This window comes from Leptospiraceae bacterium (genome assembly GCA_024233835.1).
Classification (GTDB): Bacteria; Spirochaetota; Leptospiria; order Leptospirales; family Leptospiraceae; genus JACKPC01.
The window spans coordinates 275,843-302,333 of the sequence record JACKPC010000005.1 but is presented as its reverse complement, the minus strand read 5'-3'; the positions used below and the strand labels follow the sequence as shown (position 1 = coordinate 302,333).

Here is a 26,491-nt window from a genome sequence, read left to right as displayed (position 1 = left end):
GATGAAGGGCATGGCAGAAAAGCAATTGGAAGAGCTGATTCTTAGCTCTAAAGAGAAATTAGATAAGGTTTCCGAAGAACTTAAAAAAGAAATTACAGGTCAGAATACTACCGTAAGAAAGCTGTTAATCGGCCTTGTTTCACAGGGGCACATTCTTCTTGAAGGGATGCCGGGGCTCGCCAAGACCCTCCTGGCAAAATCCCTGGCCGGAACTCTAAACCTCTCCTTTAATCGAATTCAATTTACTCCTGATTTACTTCCTTCCGATTTGATAGGAACCGTGGTTTTTAACCCTAAAAATGCCAGCTTTGAGACCCGAAAAGGTCCGATTTTTACAGGAATCCTACTGGCTGATGAGATCAATCGGGCACCGGCCAAGGTACAATCTGCCTTGTTGCAGTGTATGGGGGAAAAAATTGTAACCATAGGAGAGACAACCTACAAACTGGATACTCCTTTCATGGTAATTGCAACCGAAAACCCTATTGAGCAGGAAGGAACTTACCAGTTGCCGGAAGCCCAGATGGACAGGTTTCTGATGAAAATAAACGTAGGATATCCTTCTTTCCAGGAAGAACTTGCTATTCTTTCCCAACACGGAGATTCCGGAGAACCCGACAAGGGGATTCAGAAAATATTGGGTGCAAATGAGCTATTGCAGATTTACAACCAGGCAAATGCCATTCATATTGATGAAAAACTAAAAGATTATATTATTCGAATAGTCCGAAACACCAGACCGGAAACAACTTCTATAGAAGAATTGAAACCCTATATCAAACATGGGGCTTCTCCGAGGGCTTCGCTGGCACTTTTACGAGCAGGAAGAGCACATGCTCTCATGGAAGGTCGTTCTTTTGTGACGGCAGAAGATATTCGTTCCCTGGTATTTGATGTTTTCCGACACAGATTGATTCTTACCTTTGAAGCTATTTCGGAGGATATTACAGTTGAATCCCTTATAAAGACTATAATGGAAAGCACGGAGTTACCCTGATGATTTTATCCGAGCTGGAAAAACTTGTTCGCCAGATCGAATTTAAACATCGAAAAAAAATTAGAAGCATTAAAGCCGGAGGTATGCTTTCTACCAAAATCGGTAGAGGTATGGATTTTAAGGATGTCCGGGAATATTCTTACGGAGATGATACTCGCTTCATAGACTGGAACGTTACCTCAAGGACTGGCAATGTTCATGTAAAAGTATTTCATGAGGAAAATGATAGACTGATTAATATATTTCTGGATATATCTTCCTCCATGCTATTTTCCGGTAGCAATGACTATAATAAGTTTTTTATCGGGTTTCAATTCTTAGCTTTCATTTTACTTCTTTCTCTACATTCCGGAGACAGGGTAAATATTGTATTATATTCTGATAAAGTAGAAGAAATTCATAAGGATGTAAAAACAAAAACAGAAGCATACAAAATACTTAAGAAAATCTATAGTTATTCCCTTTTAAATAAAAAGACTTCTCACCATCTTCCTTTTCAACTATTAAAAGATAGAATGCCCAGAAAATCTGTATCCTACATCATCAGTGACTTTGCCGGTCTTTCCGACCTGGGGCTTTACAGGCCTTTGCAGGAATTGCATGAGCTCTACGCCATTCGAGTTTCTGATAGAAGTGAGGAAAAACCAGAAGATAAGGTATTTAAGTATTTTTTTATAAATCGAATAGAAGAGGGGACAGGAGGTCCTTTTTATAGGAGTAGTTTCCATCGGGAGTCAAAATTACTGGCTCAATTTTACCGTAATAATCTGCTCCACCTCCGTACGGATTCAGAACTCGGCAAAGAGATTTTATATTTTATGAGTAAATAGTTTTATGTTCAGTATTTTTAGCAGGCAATTTTTTATTCTTCTTTTTGTATTTTTTTTCAAGTTATCTCTGTATGCAGAAGTGAAAGAATATTTTTCAGAAAAGCAATGTAATGTAGGAGATAGCATCGAGTTTCGGGTGGATTATCAGAATACTGATATCAAAGATTGGAAATTACCGGAAAAAGGTTTTCTATACGGAAAAGAGGGAGATAAAAAAGCAGATCTTCCCTATGGGAAAATAGAAGAAATATCAAAAGAAAATAATTCTTTGCGAATAAGAATTCGTTTCTTGCAAAAAGGAGAATTTACTCTTCCCCTTTCCTGGCAGGATAGTAAAGGAGATTGGAATCCATCGTTTGCGAAAATCAAGGTATATTCCAACCTGAAGGGAGACGAAAAGAAACTACTCGATATTAAAGACCCGGTTTTTTTTAGAGGACCTGTATTACTTCGAATTTTACTAATATTCTTGATCTCTACAATTCTTGTCGGTACTATTGTTTATGTTATTTATTATTTCTCAAAGAAGTATAATGCAGGCCCGAAGGACGCCATTATAGAAAGTCCTCCGATTTACGAGCCGATCTATTTATATAAAGATAAAATTTGGTCTCTTCTTGAAGAAACTCCTATTTATAGAAAAGATTTTCTATACATTTTATCCGGTTTTATCAAAGAGAAAATTCATAATAAATATCAGATCCAGGTAGAACACCTAACGTTTCATGAAATGGAAGATATTTTTAAAAGAAAATACAGGATGAACTCAGAAGAAATAAAAAAGATAATAAATTTTTTCGATTCTCTTAAATATATGCCGGATGATACAATTTTAAAAAAACAGGATGCCGAGAGCATGCTTTCACACTGGGATAGTTTATTACTATGAATTATTTTGAAAGACCCTATTTTTTATACGGGATAATTCCTCTTTTTCTTTATCTTATCGTATTTTATTATTTTAGAATCTACCGAAACAGACAAGAATTGTCTCTCAGCAACCAGGAAGCTACAAAAATAGGTTTTCGATTTTCATTTGATTGGCTCGCTTTCTTACGTTTTATTCCCTTACTTCTTGTCCTGATTGCTCTTGCCGGACCCGGGAGAAAGATTGAAATGCTTCCGGAAGACAGACAGGGAATAGATATGATGATAGCAGTAGATGTATCGGGTTCTATGGCGAGAAGTAATGATTTCTTGCCGAGTAACCGCCTCGAAGTATCAAAAAGTCTTATCCAGAATTTTATTCGTAAACGAAAGAACGACCGAATTGGTCTTGTGGTTTTTGCCGGTGCTGCTTATTTGCAATCCCCCTTGACTTCCGATAGGGACTCCCTGGTTGAACTCTGCCGGGAAATTAATGAGAAATCTATTGTTGAACAGGGAACTGCTATCGGGGACGCGATTTTATTAAGTACTTATCGCCTAAAACGTTCTCAGGCCAAATCGAGAGTGATTCTTATCATTACGGATGGTGTTTCTAATACGGGAAAAATAGATCCTTTAACGGCTAAAGAAACAGCCAGGCATTTCGGTATTAAGATCTATACAATAGGAGTGGGAAAATCACGATTTGGTGCATACCAGGTTGATTTTGAATCCTTAAAAAAGATTTCGGATGATACAGGTGGCTTATTTTTTCGAGCTACCGGTCCGACGGAGTTTCAGGAGGTTATGGATTCTATCGATAAGTTAGAAAGAGATAAAGTGAAATCCAAACCGAAGCTGATTACAGAGAGTTATTTCTTAAGATTTCTAATCCCGGCCCTGATTTTTATGGCTTTAGATTTTCTTATTCGAGCTTTTCTTCTCAGGTATTCCTTATGAAAAATGTAAATTTTCAATCTATCCTTATTATTCTTTTTTTTGTTGTTTCTTTCTTATTATACCTCGGTATTAAAAACTATCAGAATTTTGTAATTCGCTCTTTTTTAAAACAGTATCCGGGTCTTAAGAAAAACATAAAACGTATCGGAGGAAGTTTATTAGTTTTTCGTTATATTTTATATATCTGTATGGTGGTTCTTTTATCCATTTCCCTTTTAAATCCATCCTTTTCAGAAGAAGAAGGTTTTAAATCGTATACAGGAGTAGGGGTGGATATACTCTTTATCGTAGACACGAGTCTTTCGATGAATTCTGTAGATACAAAACCCAATCGTCTGGGTTTATTCAAGGAAACGGTCCTTCGTTCTTTATCGGATTTAAATGGTAATCGTCTTGGGATAATAGCTTTTGCCGGAGAAGCTTTTTTATACTGTCCGATGACAAGCGACATCACTGCGTTTGCTGATTATATACGCGGCTTAGATGTGGATATGATTCCGGATAGCGGAACGGATATTAAGGCTGCTTTTAAAAAAGCAGAACCTATTTTGCAATCAGGTAAGGTCTATCGCAATAGACTGGTAGTTCTTGTAACTGACGGAGAAAATATGGAAAATGAATTTCCTGAAACTCTGGATGCACCTCTATTTATCTGGGGAATCGGAACAGAAGCCGGTGGACCTATTTACTATAGTGATGAAGAAACCGGTTCAAAAGGTTACATTACCCGAGACAGGCGATTGCAAAAGCAACAGGGTAGCCCAGGCCTTATCATCAGTAAACTGTCTCAGTCTTACTTGCAAAAACTATCCAATAAGCATTCAGCTACATACATTCACTTAAACCGCAGTAATCAGGCAGCCAATATTCTTGTAGAAGAAATTAAAGGAATGAAGAAAAATACAGGGAAGCGTATGCAGGAATTCATTAAAAGAGATGGCTATCAGTATTTTCTATTCCCGGCATTTTGTTTGATGGTGTTTGACTTACTTTTTTTGGAAAGTTTGTTTAAATATCTTCTCAGCAGGAAACGTTAAGGTTTCCATACCAATTAATTATTAATGATTTACCTGAAAAATTTCCACAGGGGAAAAGATGACATTTACAAAAGAGAAACTATACTACCTATTTAGCGGTTTAATACTTATGGTATTTCTAATATTAGGAATGCAGAGAGCAAAGAATCCTTCTGATTTCCGAGACTACTATCGAGCTTCAAAGTCTTTTTCGGAACATAAGGATATTTACAATTTAAACCTTATAAAGAATTTTCATAAAGAATTTGATTTTATGGAAATTCTTAAACCGGAAAACTGGGAGAAATTAGAAGCTCTGAAGGGAAGCGTGGGGACTTACATTTATCCACCTCTTTTCGCTTTTCTATTGCAACCTCTATCTTCTCTGGAATATGAGCTTTCTGCAAGAATCTTTTTTCTGATGAACTTCCTCTGTTTACTATTTTCTATATTTTTGATTTATAAAATGCTTTCTAAAGAAGGTTTTGCTTTTGCTATGTTTTTTACTCTTCTTGTAAATTACCGTTTTTTCGAAAATCATATCAATAATAATCAGGTGGCCTTTCTTCTCATCTTTCTCTCTCTCTTTGCTATCTACTGCCGCAATGCCTATCTTAGTGGTTTTGCCCTGGCACTTGCGATTATTATAAAACTCACACCTGCTATTTTTCTTCTATACTTTTTCTTGCAAAAAGAATACAAAAAAATGTTCAGCACCCTTATATGTTCCTTTGTCCTTTTGTTTCTACCTTCCCTTGCCGGGCATGAATATCATATAAAACTATTATCGGATTGGAATACCCTTGTCTTACAGAGTGCCATGAAAAGCCCTCTTTTTCGTGCCTGGAAGAACAATCAGAGTCTTGTCGCCACCTTAGCCAAGTATTTTCTCATGGGGGCTGACCCGGTAAATCAGCCTTCACTTTCTATGCCTTTTATTACCCTGCAAGCAGTGCAGGTCAAGTTGATGTTTTATTTTTTGGGAGGACTTTCCGGACTTTCTTTAATATGGATTCATTATAAATATAAAGCAGAAAAACTGGCTATAGTTGCTATGCTCTTTATTCTTTCGGTAATCCTGAGCGGAATCAGTTGGTTACATTCTTTCAGCGTTTTGCTGTTTCCTGTATTTTATCTTTTCTATTTGTATGCAAATGGACTTTTAGATAAGAAAGAAAAAATTGCTGTCTGGATATATTCTATACTGGTTATATTTAGCAACCGTGCCTTTATTGGAAATACATTCGAAAATCATTTATTACTTCTTTCCTTATTTTTGTATACTTCCTATTTGTTATATGGTATTTTAGTAAAGCTTACTTTTAGAATCAGGCAAGTTTAAATGAAAGTAGTTTTCTTACATTTTGAAAAAATCAATAGTTTCTTTCAGGTCTTCTCCGTAATGACTTAAGGATTCTCCGGTAGAAGCCAGTTCTTCAGAAGCAGCAGCCGTATTTTGCGTAATCTGATTTAGCTGTTCTATTGCTTTGCTAATATGCCGTATATTATCCGTTTGTTCTTTAGATGCGGCTGAAATTTCTTTCACCAGATTTGCCGTTCTTTCTACATCCGGTATTATCTCATTTAATTGGACGGCAGATTCGTTTGCTATCACTAGACTTTTCTCGGCCAGTTCTCGAATTTCCTTTGCTACTTCTTTGCTTCCTAAAGCCAGCTTTCGAACCTCAGTTGCCACTACAGCAAATCCCTGACCTTCCTTTCCTGCACGAGCTGATTCAATACCCGCATTTACCGCCAGAAGATTAGTTTGAGAAGCAATTTCTTCTACTAAATTAATTTTATTGGAAATCTCTCTCATCGCGTCTAAAGTTTTATGGACGGACTCTCCACCTTTCTGTACTTTGTTAGCTGCTTTTATGGCCAATTCTTCTGTCATGGATGCATTCCGAGTGTTTTGTTCAATAGAAGAGAGGATTTCCTGAATTGCAGCACTGGACTCTTCTACGCTGGCTGCCTGCTCATTTGCTCCCTCACTTAATTGATTGGAAGCTTTATTTATTTCTATAGAGCCAATTGTTAATTGAGAGGATATGTCGTAGGCTTTATTGAAAATTTCACGTATTTTATCAATGGCAAAATTAAGAGAGTTTACAATCAGGGAGTAGTCACCCTTGAAATCACCCTCGACTTTTTTACTCAAATCACCACTGGCGAGGTTTTTTAAAACTTCTGTTGCTTTGTTTAAAGGATTTAGGATTTCATTTAAAAGTTGATTTAAGCCAACAATAATTTCTTTAAAGGAGTAACTAAATTTATCTTCATTCCCACGAATTGATAGTTCTCCTTCAATGGCAGCTTCGATTAATCTTTGAAGCTCCTGATTGATTGCAAGCAAGCTCGATTTTACACTATCTAAGCTTTTGTTGATAAAAACTTTTTTTCCCGGAAATGTCGGAGCTATTATACTCAGGTTTCCATTTCCGTATTCTCCGACTACTTCTATGATCTTCTTTGTTTCAAGCAGTTGTTCCTGAACCAGGGAATTTACACCCTGTGCCATTTCTAAATAAGCTCCCGAAAATATTTTTTCAGGAATGGAGTAATCAATATTTCCTTTTCTTTGTTCCTTAGCCATTGTTTTTATTTCAATGATGAAGGTGGAAAGGTTATAAACTAATGTGTTGATATTATCTTTTAAGGTATTAAAATCTCCCCTGTATTCTTGGACTATTTTCTCCGGAAGATTTCCTTTGGAGATATTTTCTATATAAGAAGCAGCTAATTTTAGAGGTTCCACGACAGAGTCCAATAAACGATTCATTCCAGCTATCATTTTTTTATAATCGCCATCGTATTGTTCTTCGTCAGCACGATAGGATAGTTTTCCCTCAGTTGCATTCTCTGTAAGATGTATAATATCGGTATATATTTTTTCTAAAGAGTCCAGCATTCGATTTACTGCCTTCGAAACATTTCCTATTTCATCATTAGTATAAACCTTTACCCTGAGTTGGAGATTGGATTTTTCCGAGATATCTTCAAATATAGAAAGCAAATGAGAAAGAGGATTATTAATCGAGCGAAAAATAATTAAGCTGAAAAACAGAACCAATACGGCGGAAAAAAAAGTAATTAGAATTAGCATTGTAGAAAGTTTATAAGTAAGTCCATTTACTTCTTTTTCATTGTTCTGGGCTTTTAAGATTAGATAATTATAAACCTCATCCACTTCTTTTTCCAGTTGATAGGTAGCTTCTTTGAATGGTTTCATTTCTTTATTTACTTCAAGACTATCTAACAAAATTTTCTCTCTTATTTTGTCATACAAAGAATTAAAACCTCCGGAGTAAGTTTCAAAGTTTTTATTAATGGACAGCAAGTTGGCCTTAATCTGGCTTTGATTCTCAAAACCTTCTATCAGTTTATAGGAGGCGTTTAATTGTTCTGAAACGTTTTTTACTTCCGAGTCCCACTTTGTTTTATAGGAAGCAACTGATTCCGAAGAACTGATATTGATAAGTATATCCTTTTCATATCGTCTTAAATTCAATACACTCTTTTGTATGAAAGTAACCTGATTTAGAAGAGCTGCATCTTTTTGAACTACCGAGGTAAATTTGTCTGATATGATTCTAATTCCATAAAACCCAAGTATCCCGGTAAGAAATAGCATAAGAAAAACGACTGCATAACTTAAGAATAATCTATATTTTATCTTTAGTTTTTTTAACATAGTTCTATCTCGACTGTGGATATAATTCTTCTTTTACGATTTCTTCTGCGGAGTCGAATATTTTATAAAGCTTAGGATTGATATCTTCAAATACTTTTTTAAACCTTTCTTCTTTGTCTTCGGGGTAAGCTCTACGTATTAATATTTTTATTATACGGTCCGGATATTTTCTAACTATTTCTGCATAGGCTTCCGGATCTTTTTCTCCGGAATCTCCTATCAGTATAAACTTTCGCTTCGGATACTTTTTTAAGAGTTCGCTTGTCTTCTCGAATTTATATTTCTGGGGTGAAGAAAACAGGTTAAAAAAATCTGTATCTTTAATGCGAAAATTCTTTAATAAATATTCTCCTTCCGGAAAATCACTTTGTTCGAAAAATTCAGAAAGGGGAACATAAAGCTGGTAAGGGCTTGCACTGAGGTAGTGAATGGCAACTCCTTTGGAAGCCAGAGTATTATACAAATTGGCCATGCCTTCGATAGCCCGGAAGGGTTTTATGAATGTATTTTCTAAAAGTTTCTTTTTATTTCGAACATCGCTATATTTTATAGTATCATCCACATCCGAAATCAGGGAAATTCCTTCTTCCGGAATAAGAAAAGTTTTCCCGATGAAGTTACGTTTGTCTTTTGTTGGAACTTTTTGTTTATAAGTAATCACCTTTAAACCTTTTGTTAAGTTAGGTATTTCTAATAAACTTTTTAAATGGCCATTGGCAGAAGTTTTACCGACTTTGTAAGCCTTTCCTTCTATAGTAATCTCGATTCCTTTCCAACGTTCATTATCTACCAAAAACCAGTGAAGACGAGATTTGAAAATTTTTTCTTCTTCTGTATCTCTTTGAATCTTGAGAGACTTTCTGAGTGCATCGATGAAGAGTTTTCTCTTTTTAGAATTCTCTTCCTTTTCAAATACGTGGGCATGAATGGGCACAATCCAACCTTTTGAGAGTTCGTGATGGGCGGAAGTTGGATAAAAGATTACATCTTCGTCGGGTTTTATGGGAGATGCAAACATAGGATTTCCTAAAAAGAGAATGGAGAGTAAGGCAAAAATGAGTTTCATATTTTTAAAAAAGTATACAGGGTTTTGTAGTTTTAAAGCAAGTAAAAAAGTTTTTTCATCAAAGAAACACCTTTCCGGTAAGGCAGTAAAGTTCTGTCTTGAAAAAATATCAGCTCTTTAAATGCTAGCTTTTAATGGATTTTCAGGATTTTAGAAAAGAAGCCGGTGATAGTTGGTATAGCTGGAAATGGCAGTTACAGAACCGCTTTACTACTATATCCAAACTGATTCCCTTTATTCGTTTGAGCCGAGAAGAAGAGGAGGGCTTTCTTTCCACTCGCAACCTGTTTCATTTTGGTCTGAGTCCATATTACTTTTCTCTTATAGAACTTGATAATCCAAACTGTCCGATACGAAAACAGGTCATTCCCAGTTCTGAGGAGTTAGAAATATCAGATTATGATAAAATAGATCCCCTCGCAGAGGAGACTCACATGCCGGTGAAAGGAGTGACCCATCGTTATCCGGATAGGGTTATCTGGTATGTAAGCCACATGTGTGCTGTTTTTTGTAGGTACTGTACAAGAAAAAGGAAAGTCGGAAGTAGTGAGCATACGCCCCAACAAAAAGATTGGGAGAATGCCCTTCAATATTTTCGGGAGCATAGAGAGATTCGAGAGGTAATTCTTTCGGGAGGGGACCCTCTGTCTCTTTCCGATTCAAAGCTTCGTTACCTTTTATCTTCTTTAAAAGCGATTCCCCACCTGAACCAGGTTCGAATTCATACCCGATACCCGGTAACTCTCCCTTTTCGGATTACGGAAAAGTTATGTAAGGTTCTATCGGAATTCTATCCTCTCTACATTGTGACACATTTTAACCATAGCCGGGAATGTACGAAAGAAGCTTTTGAAGCTATCAAAAACCTGAATTGCCTGGCTCATGCTATCGTTTTAAATCAGTCTGTTTTATTAAAAGGAGTAAACGATACAGCAAAAGACCTGAGTGACTTGCACTATGGCCTGATAAAAATGGGTGTAAAGCCTTATTACCTGCATCAGTGTGACGAGATTTATGGAACTTCCCATTTTCGGGTGCCTATCGAGGAAGGAATCAGGCTGATGAAAGCGATACGAGGGAATACCAGCGGAATTTGTCAGCCTCTATACGTGGTGGATCTCAGTGGAGGTGGAGGGAAAGTTCCGGTTCCACTTCCGTATTTGAAGGAGAAAAGGGAAAAATCCTATCTCCTGGAAAATTTTCGAGGGGAGGAATACGAAATTGGCCTATGAAATCCCGAAAAGAAAGAATTTTTCCGGGTAAATAAGCTTTGACCTTCCGAAGTATAGTAATATAATGTGCCAGAGGAAACTAAAAAGGAGTAGCCGATGTGGTTAAAATTAGGGGAATCAGAAATTATAAACCTGAACTTTGTTTATACAATTAAGAAACACCACAAGGCACCCATTATTGAAATTGTGTACAATGACCTGAACAACATTAAGTCGCTTTCCTTTCCTTCTATAGAAGAACGAGACAGGGCATTTAAAGCCATATCAGAGAATTTATCAAGGACCAGACAATTTTTTGAATAATGGAAGAAACATTTTCCGAAACATCCCTCTTTGATGAGCTGAGAGACAATCTTTCCGAGATAAACTCATTTAGGCCCTTTGATCTGGTTTTTTATGGTTCGAGAGCAAGGGGGGATCATACGCCCATTTCTGACTACAATTTTTATTTGATTGCCAGTGTTCAGGATCAGATGAATGGAACTTTTATACAATCGATTGGAAAGGCCCTCAATCTTTTAGAGTCTGAATCTTCTGTAAGTCTTGTGGCAGGGGACAGGGACTCTTTTCGGATGCGGGTAGAGCTTTTTGAACCGACTTCGATTCACCTCTGTGAACTCGGACAGGTTTTATACGGTCAGAACGACTTTGTGAAGCTTCAGGAAGAATGGCAGACAATCAAGCATAGAAAGCCCGATATTCCGGCACTTTTATCTTTTTTGGACAATCGCTATAATTTTTATAAGACACTAAAACCTCGTAATACAAAAGAAGATGTTTCCAGACTGGAAAAGATCCTCCAACTGAACCTGCAAATCTGGATTTTAAACCATATACCCGATCTAACAGTAACCGAAATCTGGTTTATGGATATTCCTTCCCGTTTAATTTTACTTCTACAAAAAATGTACGGTAGTGAAATTAATGAAGAAGTGAAGCTTCTCATTACTCTTTATGAAGAAATTCACGAGCTAAAACAAAATATACGCATGATTTTTCCATATTCGGATAATCAGATGAATCGGATTAAAGAGTCAATCCAACAGATACGGGGTTTGAGTAAAATCCTGGAGAAAAAAAGCTGAAGTTATTTTTTGTTTTATCCCTTATACTCTGTTTTTCCTACTTTCCTGTATTTTCTTCTCCACCGGCGGATGAAAAGGAATACTCCAAACCTTTACTTCGTGTCTGGCCTGTATATCGCATCGAAGAATGTGAATGGGCCATCCGGGTGTTCATCTGCCAGAAATGTGTAAGAAGAAATGAACAATACGCACAAAAAATCTATTTTTTAGAGAATGGTGTGTATAGAGAACACGGATGTTATACAGAGAAAAAAGGCTTCTATCTTTTAGAAAAATAGAAATACTCTGTAAATAGAATCGGAAAAACTTTTTTTATTGCTTCCAAATACTGTATTCTTATTTTACTACTATAATTTTATAAAGAGGTTCGTAATGAGAAAAACTACTTTAATTTTCTTTTTAATAGCTGGACTTACCTTCACCTGTAAAGGTGGAGATCCGAATGTTCCAGGTGAAACAGTTGGAAACCCCCATAAGTTTTCTGCTCAGGATTATGCTAGCGGCAAAGTAAAAGCGGAGAAAAAGTATGTAGCTATACAGGGAATGCCTTTAACTTATTTCTATTCTTACACTTTCAAGAAGAAGAAATTTGCTCCTTCTACACCATCTGAAGACAAAGCAGAGAAATTCTATTTTCCTATAGTTCCATCTACTTATAATTATAAGACAGATGAGATTGCCATTTTTGCATACTGTTCACCTACAAAGTTTAAATCTTTAACCGGAAACTTAAAAAATTTCCTGGATATGAAAAGTGGAGAGAAATCAGTAAATGGTAGATTAACTCGTTATTTACATAAGGTTCCTCAGAAAATTCTGGATGTATATACAAAACCAAAAGGTGGAGTTGCTTTCAAAGTAGCTTCTTCTGATAAGTTAATTACTGTTGATGTGGAATCTATAACAGAGCTTGGAGCCAGCCCGACTCCTGCCAAAAAATAAATTAGGGAACTTTTCAGGAGGATAGGTGAGCTATCCTCCTATGATGAAGACAATTCTCGAATTTTTCTATTTTGTAAAACCACATAATTTAGTATCACCTTTAGAAATAATTTGGCAGGAAGATTGTGAGTAAGAGTCCTTTTTCTATTATATGCGTAGGTAAAGAGCCCGGACATTTTTATACTACAGTTTTTCCTATATTTGAATTCAATACGAGTTTCACAGGAGAACTATTATTTTACTCAGAAACTGAAATCTTACAAGATTCAATCGATGGTTTTTGTATTTTGTTTCATGACATACAGAATATAGATGAATTATTCTTGCATAAACTCCGCAATAAACATAATTTCCTTTTTTCGCCTGTGATTGCTATATCTCGAAATGCATCGATTCAGGAATCAGTGCTGGCTATCAAGGCGGGTTACCAGGATTATCTGGATTGGAAAGCCATTACAAGCAGTGAAATTTTTCGACTCGTACATCATTATTCACCCGAAAAACAGGCATATAAGAAAAATCATGAGTTTTATATAAAAACCAGAGAGTTGGTAGGCGAATTAGTTTCAGACTATACATTTGGCATTGTATATAATCATAAAACGGAAAGCTTTCTTTTTGAATGGGAGTTTGGAAAGAAGATTATCGGTTCTGTTATTTTTCAAGAAACCATAAGAACCTTTGGGAAGAAAATTTTTCTTAAAAATTTAAAGCTCAAGGAATCCGACATTTTATCTCTACTCAAAACTGAGCATGGAAGCAAGATTGAAACCGTTATAGACTTTGTTGAAAATGGGGAAAAACACTGGTTAAGTATTCTATTAATTCACTTCAAAGAAAAGGAAGAGCAGTTTTTTATAGGAATTGCAAGAGACGTAACAGAAAAAATACTGTCAGAAGAAAAACTTCACAGACAATCAGAATTGATAGCAGCCATCTTTGATAATTCACCTTTGTATATGTCAATGTATGATGGAAAAGGATATTTACTTCGTGTAAATAAAGCCAAATCGAAATTCTTAAAAAAATATAATATAGCAAAAAAGCCGGGAAAATACAATTTATTTTCTGACCCGGTTATAAAAGATATGGGTTTGTATATTTTTTTCAAAAAAGTTTATGATGGTGAAACTGTAGATAAAAAAGAATTTTATTTGTATTCGGAAAAATTTTTATGCGAAGAGGGAATCTATCTGGATGGTATTCTTCTACCTTTAAAAGACCAGCAAGGAAAAATAGAATTTGTTGTTACATTTTTAAGAGAGGTAAATGAGCAGGTAGAAATTCGTAAGACTTTGCAAATCAGGGAAAGATATTTAAATACAATCGTAGATATGCAGGCTTACCTAAATACTCTCGGTTGGGAAGTGCCCGACTGGTTAAATCTATTAGGGATGTTGGAATATTCCACTCTGGCAGATAAGGTCTCTTTGTTTTTAGGTACAGAAACAGATGTTTTCTGGAAGTGCAGCACTCTTCAGGAAAATGAAACTGCTTATACTACTTTTACGAACTATGCAAGTTTTTTAAAGGAACTTGCAGATAGAAGTATTCGAATATCTAAATATATTATTGTTTCAAAATTGCGTACCGGCTATTTCTCTATCCTCTGTCCGATACCTCTCAGTCAAGGACAATGGGCTTTTTTTTTAATAGAGCTGGGAATTTTAATTCCTTTTGAAAAATGGTGGAATAAAGAAGCAGAATTACTCCACCTTGCCTTACAGGCAATTATATCTTATTATGAAAGAAGGAAAATACAAGATTCCATTATAGAAAGTGAAGCAAGATACAGAGAATTAGCAGAAGAAAATAAGCAGCTTTTAATTTTAAGTAAAAAAGATGCTGAAACAAAAGGTATTTTGTTGGAAGAAGTTAATCATCGAGTAAAGAATAATTTGGCATCTATCCTGGGTATTTTGGAATTGGAAAAAATGAAAAACATTCAATCACAAAAAGAATATTTTGGAATTATTCATCAATTAAGTACCCGCATACAAAGCTTGGCAGATGTGCATGGTATTTTATCATCATCCAATTGGACAGAAGTTCCTCTTGAGGAAATTGTTTATCAGATAAGTGAAAATGTTGTATACAGCTATTCTAAGGTAAAGATTAAATTACAACTTCTTTGTGAGGACACCATTTTTGTTAATGCCAAACAGGCTACAACAATTGCTTTACTTACAAATGAGCTCATAGTAAATAGCATTAAACATGCGTTTAAAGACATCGAGCATCCCAAGATTATTATCCATATTTTAAGAAATCACAATGTGGTCCAACTTGTTTTTTTGGATAATGGCATTGGGTTTCCTGAATCTGTTATCAATGAGGAAGAAGGAAATATTGGTTTAAAGATCGTAAAAATGAGCGCCAGGGCTACTTTAAAAGGTGGAATTATTCTAAAAAATGAATTGGGAGCAAAAGTAACCATATCATTTGTAAGGAAATTATAATAAAGTAATATGATAGATTATAAAAATATATGTGTACTAATTGTAGATGATGAACCTCTCGTTTGTGAATTATTAAGTGCTCAACTTACCGAGTTGGGATTTGGATATATATTTAAAGCATATGATATTGATGAAGGAATTGAAATATTAAAAAAAGAAAAGGTTGATATAGTCCTTCTGGATATGGAGATGTCCGATCCTGATACAGGACAGAATGACTTAAATGCCGGGATCAACTTTATATTTAAGATGAGAAATTATGCTTCGATTCCTATTGTCCTTGTAACTGCATATTCCTCTCACACGGTACTTGAAAAAGCTATGGAATACGGGATTGGAGCTTACCTGGTAAAACCTGCCAGAAAAAGCGATTTGGAAAGATCCATCGTTATTTCTATGGCAAGATTTCAGGATATGAAGAAGTATATGGAGTTAAGCAGCACTCTTTCTGAAACAAATCATCATCTTCAGGAAGAAATAAAAAAAAGAAAAGAAGCGGAAATTAACTTAAAATACAACGAAGAAAAATATGAAAATATTATACAATATGCCAGTGACGCAATCATTTCCATAGATAACTATTGCCGGATTAATGTTTTTAATCCGGGTGCAGAGAAAATGTTCGGATATAAGTCCGGGGATGTATTCGGAAAACCTGTTGAAATGTTACTTCCACAGCGTTTTCATAGGGGCCTAAGGACATTCCTTTTACATTACAATGAGCATTCCTACCACAAAAAGAATAATATCATGGTAAAAGCAGTTCGAAAATCCGGCGAAGAATTTTTAGTAGATATATCTTTTTCCATAACTTTAATTTCCGGAGAGACTTTGTTTACAACAATATCGAGAGATATTACTGAGAGAATACGATTTGAGAAAACATTAAAAGAAGCAAAGGAAGCCGCTGAAGAAGGAAATCGTGTAAAATCACAATTTTTAGCTACTATGAGCCATGAAATTCGTACTCCGATGAATGGTATTGTCGGAATGGCTTCTGTATTAGAAAAAATGAATATGAGTCCTGAGCAGAGAAAATATACGGAGGTTATACGAAAGAGTGGTGATTCGCTGCTGTCTTTGATTAATGATATATTAGATTTATCAAAATTAGAAGCTGGTAAATATGAAATATTTGAAGAAAAAGTTGAGATCGATCAGCATATTTATGATATTCTGGATCTACTCATCTCCAGAGCGATAGATAAAAAAATCGATCTTTTTGTTATGATTGCTCCGGAAGTTCCGGCATTTATTTATTCAGATGGAAAAAGACTGAGACAGATTCTATTGAACCTTATAGGAAATGCTTTGAAGTTCATTGAAGAAGGAGAAGTTAGAATTAGTGTAAGATTAAATCAATTAAAAGATAAATCAGTAGAGCTTTTGTTTGAAATCAGTGATACCGGTTTTGGAATTGATATGTCAAAAAAAGAGTCTTTATTTAAGCCATTCAATCGATTACTCGATTCCAAAACAAGGAAAACCGGAGGGACTGGACTCGGACTTGCTATATCCAAAAAACTTGTAGAACTTTTAGGAGGAGAAATCTGGTTTGAAAGTGTTGTTGATAAAGGGAGTACTTTTTATTTCACAATTAAATCTCAAATAGATGAGGATATAATCACCGGGGAAAAACCGGAATATCGTACATCTGATAAAAGGGCAGGCCTACAGGGAAAAGAAATTGGCTTTGTTTCCTCTTGTTCTAACTATGTGAGTATATTTGAAAATTATTCCAGTATATGGGGAGTTTCAATTAAACAGGTATATATTTCTTTAGAAAAACAAATGATACCGAAAGATTTAGATTCTCTGGATCTTTTATTTCTGGTAATGGATGACCCTATAGAAAATAATTATTTACTATTGTCCGAGCAGATCCATGAAGCTTATCCAGAGCTCCCTCTTTATGGAATTGTCTCTTTTAAAGAGCAGATACCCGAATTGCATCTAAATTATCCATATATTCAATCTTTTATTCAAAAACCTGTTTATCCATCCAAGATATATAATTTAATTTGCGAATATTTTATAAAAAACCAGAATGAACTGGGTGATGATACAGGTAAGGAAGATGAAGAGTCTCAATATTCGGAATCTTTACCTTTAAGAATTTTAGTAGCCGAAGATCAGGAATTTAATCAAATTGTTATTGAGGAGATGCTTGGATTATTTGGTTACACTGTGGATATAGTAGAAAATGGTAAGTTGGTTTTACAAAGCTTAGACAAAAAAAAATATGATCTAATTTTTATGGATATTCGTATGCCCGTAATGGATGGAATTGAAGCAATAAGCCAGATTAATAATATTAGAGATAGAGATGATTTATTTGTTGTGGCTATGACGGCAGATGTTTTTATGAACTCTGAACAATACTATTTGACTAAGGGATTTGATTATGTAGTCCCTAAACCGGTTACAGTTGCAGACATAAAAGCCTGTTTTAATTTTTTAAAAGAAAAGAGGAAAAGCTAATGAGCGAGTTGTTAAACGAAGAAAGAATTGGAGAAATTAGGAATATGGCAGGAAGAGCAAATCCTGCTTTGATGGGGAAATTTGTTAGCACTTATATTGCTACAGTAAAACCCATTATTGAAGAACTGGCAAACGTTCCTGTTGAGGAAACTGAGAAAATTGAACATTTATCCCATAAATTGGCGGGAGCCTCTGCCAATATTGGAGCCGATAAACTCTTTAAGTTAGGCAAGGAAATGCAAAAAAAAGCATCTCTTTATTCCGAAGCCAATTACATAAAAGATAGAACTGAGCTAATTCAATGTGCAGAAGCTACCTTCAAAGAGTTAGAAGAAACTCTCCAATAACTTAATTTCGAGCAAAGGGGATTTCTACAGTAATTTCTACTTTATTGGTAGGAATCCTTTCTGTATGATCGACTATCTTATACGCATTAATTTTTCCATTGTGTTTCTGGACAATTTTATCTACAATGGTAAGGCCCAGACCATAATCCGAGGTTTTATAATCTTCGTAAACATGGTTGTTCAATCGGTAAAAAGGTTCGAAGATCAGGTTTTGATGTTCTTCTGAAATTTGATTTTCCGGTGTAGGTACATTTAAGAAAGAAATAGTAATCTTATCCTCTTCTGTTTTAAAAAGAATGATGATATTAGAATGAGCCCTGGAGAATTTTAAAGCATTGATAATTAGTTCATTAAATACTTTTCGCAAATAGGAAACATCATCTGAAGTGTAGATAGTGCTCTGAGAGAATTTTCTTTGTAAATCGCTCAGCATAATATTATGATGCTTTACTTCTGCAAATTTTTTTGATGCTTCTACTTCTTCTTTTAGCAGGTTATAGACTTCCTGAACTGTCATACTAAGATTGAATTTTTTTTGTCCTACCAGGTCATCGAGTTCACCAAAAGTTTGAATGATCTTTTGGGCGTGCATGGTATTTTCTCTTAAGAAATCTACGATGCCCGCGTCTATCAAATACTGGTTGTCCTCATTTTTTGGAGAATTACAGATTAATTCGCTAATAGAGATAATGGCACCAAAACCTGCACCCTGTGATAGGTTTGTTTTAAGATTTTCAAACACTGCATCATAAAATGAGTTTTTGCTCAAATGGGTATTGGAAAGATTTTTACTCTGCCATTTTAACCATTCCAATTGGCTTTCCATTCGCAAAAGCTTTTCTTTTTCATAAACCCGGTGATTCTTTTTTAAAATGGCGGCATCAAGTCCTCTGGAAACTTTTAAAAGGAGATCTTCCGCTTTTATGGGTTTGATTAAATAATCGAAGACTCCCATCTTCATGATATCAATAATAATATCACTTTCAAAATGAAGAGTTTCTACGATTACAATCGTGTCGGGAAAATTCGCCTGTATTTCTAAGATAAGCTCCCGACCTCCCATAATCGGCATGTCCAGGTCAGTAATAACCACCGGAAAGGACTCACGTTTTAAATATTCAAGAGCCATTTTTCCATTTTCAACTATGACTGGCTGGTAGTTATTCTCTTTTAGAACATGGTTGATGAGTTCTCTGGCTAATGCTTCATCTTCAGCAATCAGAATCTTATATTTTTCTTTCATATAGGTTTTTGGTTTAGAAGGTATTCTAACTAATAATTACTTCTGGACAAGCCTTTTTCTGCATAAATTAAAAATTAGATGACGGTAAACGGCAAGAAACAATCATCTTTCGGTTTCTATTCTTTCTTCTTTAAGCTATTAAACAAGCAATATTTAAAAAATTATTTAACTATACCCTTTTCGAGTAAAAAACGGGCAACACCGTCTTCATCATTTGAATAAGGATTCTGAATCTTTGCGGCTTTTTTTGCTTCTGCTGAAGCATTTTTCATGGCTATTCCGTGTTTCACGCTTTTCAACATTTCAATATCATTTCCCTCGTCTCCGAAACAGATAATGCCATTCTCGGCTTTATTTTTAATCCTGGCGAAATATTCAATTCCGCTCCATTTCGAAATATTGGCTTTCAGGATTTCCAGACAAAATCCAATATCCGGAATTTCACTTAAAACCGTTCGGGTTTTATCTCCCTGCATCTCTCTATCTATTCTATTTTTTAGATATTGTATTTCAGTTTTGGAGTCCGAAAAAAAGCAACAGACCAGAATTCTATCTGTACCCGCTCGGACAGGATCCGATTCAAGTTCCGAAAAAAGAAGTTTTGAACGTAAATAACGTTCGTAAGCCGGGTTCGAATGACTTGCATCATACAAAATTTCTACTTGATTTCTTTCGGGAAAGCTTACATGCAAGATAGGAGAGAACTTCATTCGGCTGGCCATTTGTACAATAGATTTAAGTTCAACAGGATCAAGAAAATTTTCTTGGATAATTTCATGTCCGGGATACTCTCTTAATACCTGCCCGTTATTACAAACGACGCCTATGCTTCCCTGGAATAATTCTATATAGGGAAGGCAGGCACGGTAACGACGACCGCTGGCTATAATCAGGTATAGGCCCTGTGTCAGGGCTTCTTGAAGGGTATTTCTTGTAAAACTACTGATGCTTGCATCCGAGTTTAGAAGAGTTCCGTCCAGATCGCAAACTATAGTATGTATGCCCTGTATCATAAAGTAGGAATGAAAAGGAAGAAGTGACAGGGAAAGCTTTTTTTGATTTAATTAAAAAGTGTAGAAAATGTAATATTATGCGCATAAATTTGTGTATAATCTATTCATAGATTTTTTTATTCAGGGTTTGAAATTTGAAAATTTTATATTGACAAAAAAAGATTGCCTATTTCAAAGTCGTAATTCATTTCGTTATAAAAACTTTAAAAGGGAGGCGATAGACGAGAAAGAATGAATGCATTAGGGAAGCATGTAATAGCAGAATTCTATGATTGTGATTCGGACATCATTAACAATCAGGAAGTTATTGAGCACATTATGCTGGAAGCTGTGGAACTTTCCGGAGCTACGGTTGTAATGCCTGCTTTTCATAAATTCAGTCCCCATGGTGTAAGTGGCATGGTGGTTGTTTCCGAGTCCCATTTTAGTATCCATACATGGCCGGAATATGGTTATTGTGCGGTTGATGTCTTCACCTGTGGAGATTTAATCGACAATGATATAGCTTTAAACCATATGAAAGTTCATTTCAAGGCAAATAATGTATCAGTTGTGGAAATGAAGCGCGGAGTTCTTAATCTTGGTGTTGAGCTTCACCACAAACCACCGGTAAGTGTAGGATGAAAAAAGAACTGTTAGAAGATAGAGAAGAAGAGCCTGAAGGCCTCTCCTCAGCCCCTTTACAGTTCAAATCCCAATTCCTGTTTTCGGCTGACAATAAAAGTCTATTCCAACAGGGCTCAAAGCCGAATACCCTTAAAACCAGAGTATCCTGTCGATCAGAACTTGGTTATTTCTTCAGTAATTACCTCACGAAAGAAGGTTCTACTTCTTTTCCTTCACAGATCCCATAAAAAATTTTTGTTTTAAGGAGAAATATTATGATAACAAATACAGGGATTAAAACAATTTCTCGTTATTCTTTCTTGAATAGTCATATCGCCCTAACTGAGGTTTCAGAAGGCCGCTACACCCTTACCAGCACCGCTCCCATAAGAAAAGGTGAAACGGTTGCTATCTGGGGAGGAAAGGTAGTTTCCAGCGAGAAGCTGAATACTTTGCAATATTCCAGTGCACACCAGATCGAATCCGACTTCTTTCTGGTTACTCCTATTCATGATGATGGACCGGAGTCAATTCACTACATTAAAGTTGCCGAGAATCCTAATTGCGAAACAAAAGGTCAAATAACTCTTGTTGCAGCCAGGGAAATAAATGCCGGGGAAGAAATTACTTATAATCCGGCTATAAGGAATTTTTTATCTCCAACACGCGCGAGTGAATTCTTCAAAAGAGGAGAAAATAGCTTTGCTGATGGAGCCTGGGGGCTTCTGAGTAGCATTGACCTTGTCAATTGTAAGCCTGCAACTATTCGTGATGCTGAAGCTATCAAGCGCTATGTTTATGAACTCTGTGACCTGATTGATATGAAGCGTTTTGGAGAGTGCCATGTCGTGCATTTTGGTGAAGATGAAAGAGTCGCCGGTTTCTCCATGTTTCAATTAATTGAAACCTCCTGTATCTCGGCTCATTTCGCTAATGAATCCAATACTTCCTATATTGATATCTTCTCCTGTAAAGCTTATGACCCGGTAGTCGCGGCTGAGTTTACTAAGAAGTTCTTTGAAGGCAGTAACTATAGAATGACAGTAACAAATAGGTTCTAATCATGGAATTATGGTTTGAAGAAAAACTTGATGTAAAAGAGGGAAGGGTAATGCGCTTGAGGGTTGATAGAACTCTTGAGACAATCCAAACTCCTTTTCAGAGAATTGATGTTTTTGAAACACCGGCATTCGGTAGAATGTTCACTCTCGATGATGTGATCATGGTAACAGAAAAAGATGAATTTTCCTACCACGAAATGATTGCTCACGTTCCAATGATGACGCACCCTTCACCGGAGAGAGTTCTGGTTATCGGAGGAGGGGACGGTGGTACAGTTCGTGAAGTTCTGAAGCACAAAACAGTTAAAGAAGTTCATCTTTGCGAAATCGATAAAGGTGTTGTAGATATTGCCTATAAATACTTTCCGGAAATCTCCAATGCAATGAAGGATTCTCGAGTAAAGCATTTTTATGAAGATGGTGCAGCCTTTGTTGAGAATCATAAAGGCTACTATGATGTAATTCTTGTTGATTCTTCTGATCCCATAGGTCCTGCAGAGATTCTATTTAAAAGACCCTTTTATGAGGGACTCCGAAATGCGCTTCGTGAAACCGGTGTTGTAGCTACTCAGGCCGAAAGTTATCAATATCATGGAGATATAATAAAAGGCTTGTATAAGTTCATTCCGGAAGTATTTGAAGAATACGGGTATTATTGGACGGCTATACCAACTTATCCTTCCGGACTGATTGGTTTTACCCTACTATCCAATAAAATTGACCCTTATTCAGTAGAACCGGATCCAACACGAATTCCGGAGGGATTAAAATATTACTCAAAGGATATTCATAAAGCCTGTATGGTTTTGCCCAAATTCGCAAGTGAATATATTCCTAAAAAGAGGAAGTAAATATCTAACAGGGCGGTTTTTACCGCCTGTTGGTTTTATACATGTTTGTAGAAAAGTTAAGAAAGCAAATTAGTAAGAAAAAAAGTCTGCTCTGCATAGGTTTAGATCCGGATCGAGAAAAACTTCCGGAAATTTTAAAATATGAGAAAGAAGCCTTCTTCCTTTTTTGTAGAGAAATTGTAGATTCAACTTCCGATTTCGCTATCAGCTATAAACCTAATATAGCCTTTTTTGAAAGGTTTGGAAGTAAGGGCATCGCAGAATTTGAAAGACTTGTTCTTTATATTCGAGAAACCCATCCTGAAATTCCAATTGTTGCTGATGTCAAACGTGGTGATTTATTTAATACAGCCAAAGAATATGCCGCATATTATCTGGCAGACCTACAGGTGGACGCTCTGACTCTATCTCCCTATATGGGAAAAGATAGCCTCAGTCCTTACCTCAGTTATAAAGGCAAATTTGCTTTTATTCTCTGTTTAACATCAAATACGGGATCAAATGATTTGCAAAAATTAAAAATTGTTGATTCTAATGCCTATCTGTATGAAGAAACTGCAAATTTTGTTTCTCGATTAAACCAGGAATTTCCCGACTCCTGCGGTTTAGTGGTTGGTGGAACCCATCCACAAGAATTGAGTAATTTACGACAGAAACACCCGGATTTGTATTTCCTCATACCGGGTTACGGAGCCCAGGGTGGATCTTTAGAAGATATTTATAGAGCTTCCGGTTTGAACTCCCTGATAAATTCTTCAAGAGGAATTATTTACGCTTCTTCCGATTCTGATTTTGCTGAAAAAGCAGCTATAAAAGCTTCTGAAATTCAGGAGGATTTTAAAAAATTATTCAAATCTTAATTTTTTTGTCTTGATTTGTCCAATCTTTTAGTCTAACATTGGACAATAAATGGAATATTTAATCAAAGACTTAAGCCGACTTACAGGCATAAACGGACACACGATTCGAAAATGGAATGAAAGGTATAAAATCCTTTCTCCCCGTCAGGCTGAAAATGGTTATTGGTACTATTCAATTGAAGATTTTTTGATTTTACAAAATATACAGGAAGGAATTAAGCAGGGTCAAAAAATTTCAGAACTTGCTTATCTCGGAAGAAAAAAATTACTCAAGAAAAATAACGTACAGGAAAGTTTAAAAAATTGGAAGTTTTACAGATGGTTTAGCCAATCGAAATTTGCTTACTTTCAGAAGTATTTCGAACTCTTTGGAAACAAGCATGGGCAAGAAGCATTAGCAAAAGAATGTATTCAACCTCTACTTGTTTTGTTAGGAAAGGGTTGGGAGGATGGGATTATCAGTGTGGCAGAAGAGCATGCTTTTGCAAAATGGGTTTTTTCCTACATATATAAAAAAGCTATGCTTCATTTTCAAGATAAAATAAGACCGCAATATCTCATCACAGTGTTCCCTGGTGATAGGCATGAGCTTGGAGCTTTATTACATTATTACATTCTTCTTTTAAATGGAGAAGCTGTTCACTTCATTGGCTCAACACCTCTTGAATTCATATTAGAAGAACTAAATAAAGGTAATTATAATACTATTAGTTTTTCTCTGACCCTTCCTCAGACAATGGAAAGTATGCAAAAATTAGAGACTACAATAATATCCTCAAGTTCCGTTAAAACGGTTTTATTTGGTGGATATGGTTACAAAAAAAGGAAAAATAAATTCAGATGAAAGAAAGATTAGCAATCGTCGGAACCGGAATAGCCGGACTCGCCTCTGCTCATTTCCTGCAAAAGGAATATGATATAAGTTGTTTTGAAAAAGAGGATTATATAGGAGGACACAGCAATACAGTTGATATCGAAGAAGACGGAATAAATATACCTGTGGATACAGGATTTATAGTCTATAATGAAGTTACCTATCCGGGTCTTACTGCCCTTTTTAGAGATTTAGGCGTAGAAACCAAGAATTCGAGTATGTCTTTCAGTGTTCAACATCTTCAATCTAATATAGAATTCTGTGGATCCGGCTTAAATGGATTATTTGCACAGAGGAAAAATCTCTTAAATCCACGCTTTTGGAGATTACTATTTAATATTAATCAATTCAATAAAAAAGCTCCTTCATTTCTACAAGAAGAATCTTCTTATAATATTAGTATTAAGGAATATATTCAAAGAGAGGACTATCATCCTGATTTATTAGAATATTACTTAATACCTATGAGTTCGGCTGTTTGGTCAACCCCGAAAGAACTAATTTATGAATTTCCTGCATTTACACTTATCCGCTTTTTTTACAATCACGGTTTTTTAGGTTTAAATACCCAGCACCAGTGGAAAACGGTTACGGGTGGTTCAAGGGAATACGTTAAGAAACTCATTCATCCCTTTAAAGAAAAAATATTTTGTAATAAAGCAGTTCAGGAAGTTGTCAAAACAGAGCACAATGTAACCCTTCTATTTGCAGATGGAAAACAAGAAACATTTGATAAAGTAATTCTTGCCTGTCATGCTAATACAGCTTTAAAATTATTAAAAAATCCAAGTCTTCTTCAAAGAGAAATTCTTTCAAACTTTGCTTACGAAAAAAATATAGCTACTCTTCATACAGATGAATCATTAATGCCAAAAACAAGATTAACCTGGTCTTCCTGGAATTATCGAGTAGGAGAAAAAGGAAAAGCAGGAAAATGGGACTCAAGTATTGTTTACTGGATGAATAGCCTTCAGGGTGTTTCTAAAAAGAAAAATTATTTTGTTTCCATAAACGATCCGGGAAATATTCCTGATTCTAAAATAATTCGCCAAATAGAGTATTATCATCCACTCTTTAATGGGAAAGCACTAAACGCACAGGCAACATTACCTAACTTGAATCAGGAAGACCAAATTTATTTTTGTGGAAGTTATTTTCGTTATGGATTTCACGAAGATGCTCTTCAATCTGCAATTCAACTCTCTAAAACTTTACTGGGGAGAGGTGCATGGACTTAAATTCAAAGATCTATGATTGTGTTTTATCTCATCACAGATTATTTCCTAAAAAGAATAGTTTTACATATAAAGCATTTACATTTTTCTTGGATTTAGATGAGATAGAATCTATTTCTAAAAAAATGAAACTTTTTAGTAAAGGGAAGTTTAACTTATTTAGTTTTGCAGAACAAGACCATATTCTTTTAGGTAATAAAAATCTAAAAGATTCAATCATTCAATTAGCGAAAGAAAATGGTGTTAATGAAAAAATAACAAAAGTCTATCTCTTAACCAACCTTAGAATTTTAGGTTATGTTTTTAATCCTGTTTCTTTTTATTTTTGTTTGAATCAAGATAAATTACTCTGTGCTGTAGCGGAAGTAAATAATACCTTCGGAGAACGCAAACCGTATTTTATACCTTTACAAGAAGATGGTAAATCTTTTTATTTAAAAACTCCCAAGTATTTTTATGTATCTCCTTTCCTTGATTTAGATATGGACTTTGAGTTTAAGTTGAATTTTCCTAAAGAGAAGTTAAACTTAACAGTAAATACTTTGTCCGAAGGAAGAATGATGTTGTTATCTAACTATAAGGGGAAAGAAATACTATTATCTGATTCAGCACTTTTGAAATATTTTTTTATAATGCCTTTTTTTACCTTAAAAGTCATTTTTTTAATTCATTGGCAGGCATTCATTCTTTTACTTAAAAAAATACCTTATCATAAAAAAGATGAAAATATAGAATTACAAAAAGGAGTACATCTTGGAAAAGACATATAATA

At 35.4% G+C, this 26,491-nt stretch carries 25 protein-coding genes; 21 read left to right on the top strand and 4 right to left on the bottom strand.

Going from position 1 to position 26,491, the window contains the following annotated elements:
* Nucleotides 1-10 precede the first annotated feature (10 nt).
* The 6 genes from H7A25_21585 to H7A25_21560 are packed head-to-tail and all read left to right on the top strand — an operon-like array spanning nt 11 to nt 6,012.
* Nucleotides 11-997 (top strand): MoxR family ATPase, encoded by a 987-nt coding sequence (locus H7A25_21585; GenBank protein MCP5502505.1) that lies wholly within the window; start codon nt 11-13, stop codon nt 995-997.
* Nucleotides 997-1,827, top strand: a complete 831-nt coding sequence (locus H7A25_21580) for a DUF58 domain-containing protein (protein ID MCP5502504.1) — start codon at nt 997-999, stop codon at nt 1,825-1,827. Before H7A25_21585 ends, H7A25_21580 begins: the two co-directional genes overlap by 1 nt.
* A gap of 4 nt (nt 1,828-1,831) precedes the next feature.
* A complete protein-coding gene (locus H7A25_21575) occupies nt 1,832-2,716 on the top strand; it encodes a hypothetical protein (GenBank protein MCP5502503.1) in 885 nt (294 codons plus the stop codon).
* On the top strand, nt 2,713-3,654 hold the full coding sequence (locus H7A25_21570; GenBank protein ID MCP5502502.1) for a VWA domain-containing protein: 942 nt from the start codon (nt 2,713-2,715) through the stop codon (nt 3,652-3,654). Before H7A25_21575 ends, H7A25_21570 begins: the two co-directional genes overlap by 4 nt.
* Entirely contained in the window at nt 3,651-4,691 is a 1,041-nt protein-coding gene (locus H7A25_21565) for a VWA domain-containing protein (GenBank protein MCP5502501.1), read from the top strand. Before H7A25_21570 ends, H7A25_21565 begins: the two co-directional genes overlap by 4 nt.
* A gap of 58 nt (nt 4,692-4,749) precedes the next feature.
* Nucleotides 4,750-6,012 carry a DUF2029 domain-containing protein gene (locus H7A25_21560; GenBank protein MCP5502500.1) on the top strand — a complete coding sequence of 421 codons (1,263 nt, stop codon included), beginning with the start codon at nt 4,750-4,752 and terminating at the stop codon, nt 6,010-6,012.
* Nucleotides 6,013-6,027: 15 nt separating this feature from the next.
* On the opposite strand, the gene H7A25_21555 is transcribed toward H7A25_21560, so the two are convergent.
* Together H7A25_21555 and H7A25_21550 are read right to left on the bottom strand one after the other, a co-directional pair.
* A complete protein-coding gene (locus H7A25_21555; GenBank protein ID MCP5502499.1) occupies nt 6,028-8,364 on the bottom strand; it encodes a HAMP domain-containing protein in 2,337 nt (778 codons plus the stop codon).
* Nucleotides 8,365-8,368: 4 nt separating this feature from the next.
* Entirely contained in the window at nt 8,369-9,430 is a 1,062-nt protein-coding gene (locus H7A25_21550; protein MCP5502498.1) for a DUF2183 domain-containing protein, read from the bottom strand.
* Nucleotides 9,431-9,564: 134 nt separating this feature from the next.
* Here H7A25_21550 and H7A25_21545 point away from each other — a divergent pair, with 134 nt between their 5' ends.
* The 7 genes from H7A25_21545 to H7A25_21515 all read left to right on the top strand — a co-directional run bounded on the left by H7A25_21545 (nt 9,565) and on the right by H7A25_21515 (nt 17,976).
* Complete coding sequence (locus H7A25_21545; GenBank protein ID MCP5502497.1) at nt 9,565-10,662, top strand: KamA family radical SAM protein; 1,098 nt, start codon at nt 9,565-9,567, stop codon at nt 10,660-10,662.
* Nucleotides 10,663-10,758: 96 nt separating this feature from the next.
* Entirely contained in the window at nt 10,759-10,965 is a 207-nt protein-coding gene (locus H7A25_21540; protein MCP5502496.1) for a hypothetical protein, read from the top strand.
* Entirely contained in the window at nt 10,965-11,747 is a 783-nt protein-coding gene (locus H7A25_21535; GenBank protein MCP5502495.1) for a hypothetical protein, read from the top strand. The genes H7A25_21540 and H7A25_21535 overlap by 1 nt, the downstream gene beginning before the upstream one ends.
* Nucleotides 11,748-12,119: 372 nt before the next feature.
* Entirely contained in the window at nt 12,120-12,689 is a 570-nt protein-coding gene (locus H7A25_21530) for a hypothetical protein (GenBank protein ID MCP5502494.1), read from the top strand.
* A gap of 125 nt (nt 12,690-12,814) precedes the next feature.
* On the top strand, nt 12,815-15,148 hold the full coding sequence (locus H7A25_21525; GenBank protein MCP5502493.1) for a hypothetical protein: 2,334 nt from the start codon (nt 12,815-12,817) through the stop codon (nt 15,146-15,148).
* 9 nt (nt 15,149-15,157) lie between these two features.
* Nucleotides 15,158-17,629, top strand: a complete 2,472-nt coding sequence (locus H7A25_21520) for a response regulator (GenBank protein ID MCP5502492.1) — start codon at nt 15,158-15,160, stop codon at nt 17,627-17,629.
* Nucleotides 17,629-17,976: an Hpt domain-containing protein gene (locus tag H7A25_21515; protein ID MCP5502491.1), complete on the top strand. Its 348-nt coding sequence runs from the start codon at nt 17,629-17,631 to the stop codon at nt 17,974-17,976. Before H7A25_21520 ends, H7A25_21515 begins: the two co-directional genes overlap by 1 nt.
* 1 nt (nt 17,977) lies before the next feature.
* Here H7A25_21515 and H7A25_21510 read toward each other — a convergent pair whose 3' ends face one another.
* On the bottom strand, nt 17,978-19,219 hold the full coding sequence (locus tag H7A25_21510; GenBank protein ID MCP5502490.1) for a response regulator: 1,242 nt from the start codon (nt 19,217-19,219) through the stop codon (nt 17,978-17,980).
* Between the two features lie 161 nt (nt 19,220-19,380).
* The gene (locus tag H7A25_21505) at nt 19,381-20,232 is read right to left on the bottom strand and encodes a Cof-type HAD-IIB family hydrolase (GenBank protein ID MCP5502489.1); all 852 of its coding nucleotides are present in this window, start codon (nt 20,230-20,232) and stop codon (nt 19,381-19,383) included.
* Between the two features lie 231 nt (nt 20,233-20,463).
* Here H7A25_21505 and H7A25_21500 point away from each other — a divergent pair, with 231 nt between their 5' ends.
* Genes H7A25_21500 through H7A25_21465 form a run of 8 tightly spaced genes read left to right on the top strand, consistent with a single transcriptional unit; the run spans nt 20,464 to nt 26,489 of the window.
* Nucleotides 20,464-20,856, top strand: a complete 393-nt coding sequence (locus H7A25_21500; protein MCP5502488.1) for an S-adenosylmethionine decarboxylase proenzyme — start codon at nt 20,464-20,466, stop codon at nt 20,854-20,856.
* On the top strand, nt 20,853-21,086 hold the full coding sequence (locus H7A25_21495) for a hypothetical protein (GenBank protein ID MCP5502487.1): 234 nt from the start codon (nt 20,853-20,855) through the stop codon (nt 21,084-21,086). Before H7A25_21500 ends, H7A25_21495 begins: the two co-directional genes overlap by 4 nt.
* A 27-nt stretch (nt 21,087-21,113) precedes the next feature.
* Complete coding sequence (locus H7A25_21490; GenBank protein MCP5502486.1) at nt 21,114-21,899, top strand: S-adenosylmethionine decarboxylase; 786 nt, start codon at nt 21,114-21,116, stop codon at nt 21,897-21,899.
* 2 nt (nt 21,900-21,901) lie between these two features.
* Complete coding sequence (gene speE / locus H7A25_21485; GenBank protein ID MCP5502485.1) at nt 21,902-22,750, top strand: polyamine aminopropyltransferase; 849 nt, start codon at nt 21,902-21,904, stop codon at nt 22,748-22,750.
* 41 nt (nt 22,751-22,791) lie between these two features.
* Nucleotides 22,792-23,610 (top strand): orotidine-5'-phosphate decarboxylase, encoded by an 819-nt coding sequence (gene pyrF / locus H7A25_21480; GenBank protein MCP5502484.1) that lies wholly within the window; start codon nt 22,792-22,794, stop codon nt 23,608-23,610.
* A gap of 49 nt (nt 23,611-23,659) precedes the next feature.
* Nucleotides 23,660-24,454, top strand: a complete 795-nt coding sequence (locus H7A25_21475) for a MerR family transcriptional regulator (GenBank protein ID MCP5502483.1) — start codon at nt 23,660-23,662, stop codon at nt 24,452-24,454.
* The gene (locus tag H7A25_21470) at nt 24,451-25,722 is read left to right on the top strand and encodes an FAD-dependent oxidoreductase (protein ID MCP5502482.1); all 1,272 of its coding nucleotides are present in this window, start codon (nt 24,451-24,453) and stop codon (nt 25,720-25,722) included. Before H7A25_21475 ends, H7A25_21470 begins: the two co-directional genes overlap by 4 nt.
* Complete coding sequence (locus H7A25_21465) at nt 25,713-26,489, top strand: DUF1365 domain-containing protein (GenBank protein MCP5502481.1); 777 nt, start codon at nt 25,713-25,715, stop codon at nt 26,487-26,489. The genes H7A25_21470 and H7A25_21465 overlap by 10 nt, the downstream gene beginning before the upstream one ends.
* Nucleotides 26,490-26,491 lie beyond the last annotated feature (2 nt).

Bases quoted from the DNA above. Each gene is read 5' to 3' on its own strand.
- H7A25_21570 (MCP5502502.1), top strand. From the start codon at position 2,713: ATGAATTATTTTGAAAGACCCTATTTTTTATACGGGATAATTCCTCTT.
- H7A25_21465 (MCP5502481.1), top strand. From the start codon at position 25,713: ATGGACTTAAATTCAAAGATCTATGATTGTGTTTTATCTCATCACAGA.
- H7A25_21560 (MCP5502500.1), top strand. From the start codon at position 4,750: ATGACATTTACAAAAGAGAAACTATACTACCTATTTAGCGGTTTAATA.
- H7A25_21545 (MCP5502497.1), top strand. From the start codon at position 9,565: ATGGATTTTCAGGATTTTAGAAAAGAAGCCGGTGATAGTTGGTATAGC.
- H7A25_21530 (MCP5502494.1), top strand. From the start codon at position 12,120: ATGAGAAAAACTACTTTAATTTTCTTTTTAATAGCTGGACTTACCTTC.
- H7A25_21580 (MCP5502504.1), top strand. From the start codon at position 997: ATGATTTTATCCGAGCTGGAAAAACTTGTTCGCCAGATCGAATTTAAA.
- H7A25_21495 (MCP5502487.1), top strand. From the start codon at position 20,853: ATGAAAAAAGAACTGTTAGAAGATAGAGAAGAAGAGCCTGAAGGCCTC.
- H7A25_21490 (MCP5502486.1), top strand. From the start codon at position 21,114: ATGATAACAAATACAGGGATTAAAACAATTTCTCGTTATTCTTTCTTG.
- H7A25_21585 (MCP5502505.1), top strand. From the start codon at position 11: ATGGCAGAAAAGCAATTGGAAGAGCTGATTCTTAGCTCTAAAGAGAAA.
- H7A25_21520 (MCP5502492.1), top strand. From the start codon at position 15,158: ATGATAGATTATAAAAATATATGTGTACTAATTGTAGATGATGAACCT.
- H7A25_21470 (MCP5502482.1), top strand. From the start codon at position 24,451: ATGAAAGAAAGATTAGCAATCGTCGGAACCGGAATAGCCGGACTCGCC.
- H7A25_21540 (MCP5502496.1), top strand. From the start codon at position 10,759: ATGTGGTTAAAATTAGGGGAATCAGAAATTATAAACCTGAACTTTGTT.
- H7A25_21535 (MCP5502495.1), top strand. From the start codon at position 10,965: ATGGAAGAAACATTTTCCGAAACATCCCTCTTTGATGAGCTGAGAGAC.
- H7A25_21515 (MCP5502491.1), top strand. From the start codon at position 17,629: ATGAGCGAGTTGTTAAACGAAGAAAGAATTGGAGAAATTAGGAATATG.
- H7A25_21510 (MCP5502490.1), bottom strand. From the start codon at position 19,219: ATGAAAGAAAAATATAAGATTCTGATTGCTGAAGATGAAGCATTAGCC.
- H7A25_21575 (MCP5502503.1), top strand. From the start codon at position 1,832: ATGTTCAGTATTTTTAGCAGGCAATTTTTTATTCTTCTTTTTGTATTT.
- H7A25_21500 (MCP5502488.1), top strand. From the start codon at position 20,464: ATGAATGCATTAGGGAAGCATGTAATAGCAGAATTCTATGATTGTGAT.
- H7A25_21550 (MCP5502498.1), bottom strand. From the start codon at position 9,430: ATGAAACTCATTTTTGCCTTACTCTCCATTCTCTTTTTAGGAAATCCT.
- H7A25_21505 (MCP5502489.1), bottom strand. From the start codon at position 20,232: ATGATACAGGGCATACATACTATAGTTTGCGATCTGGACGGAACTCTT.
- pyrF (MCP5502484.1), top strand. From the start codon at position 22,792: ATGTTTGTAGAAAAGTTAAGAAAGCAAATTAGTAAGAAAAAAAGTCTG.
- H7A25_21555 (MCP5502499.1), bottom strand. From the start codon at position 8,364: ATGTTAAAAAAACTAAAGATAAAATATAGATTATTCTTAAGTTATGCA.
- H7A25_21475 (MCP5502483.1), top strand. From the start codon at position 23,660: ATGGAATATTTAATCAAAGACTTAAGCCGACTTACAGGCATAAACGGA.
- speE (MCP5502485.1), top strand. From the start codon at position 21,902: ATGGAATTATGGTTTGAAGAAAAACTTGATGTAAAAGAGGGAAGGGTA.
- H7A25_21565 (MCP5502501.1), top strand. From the start codon at position 3,651: ATGAAAAATGTAAATTTTCAATCTATCCTTATTATTCTTTTTTTTGTT.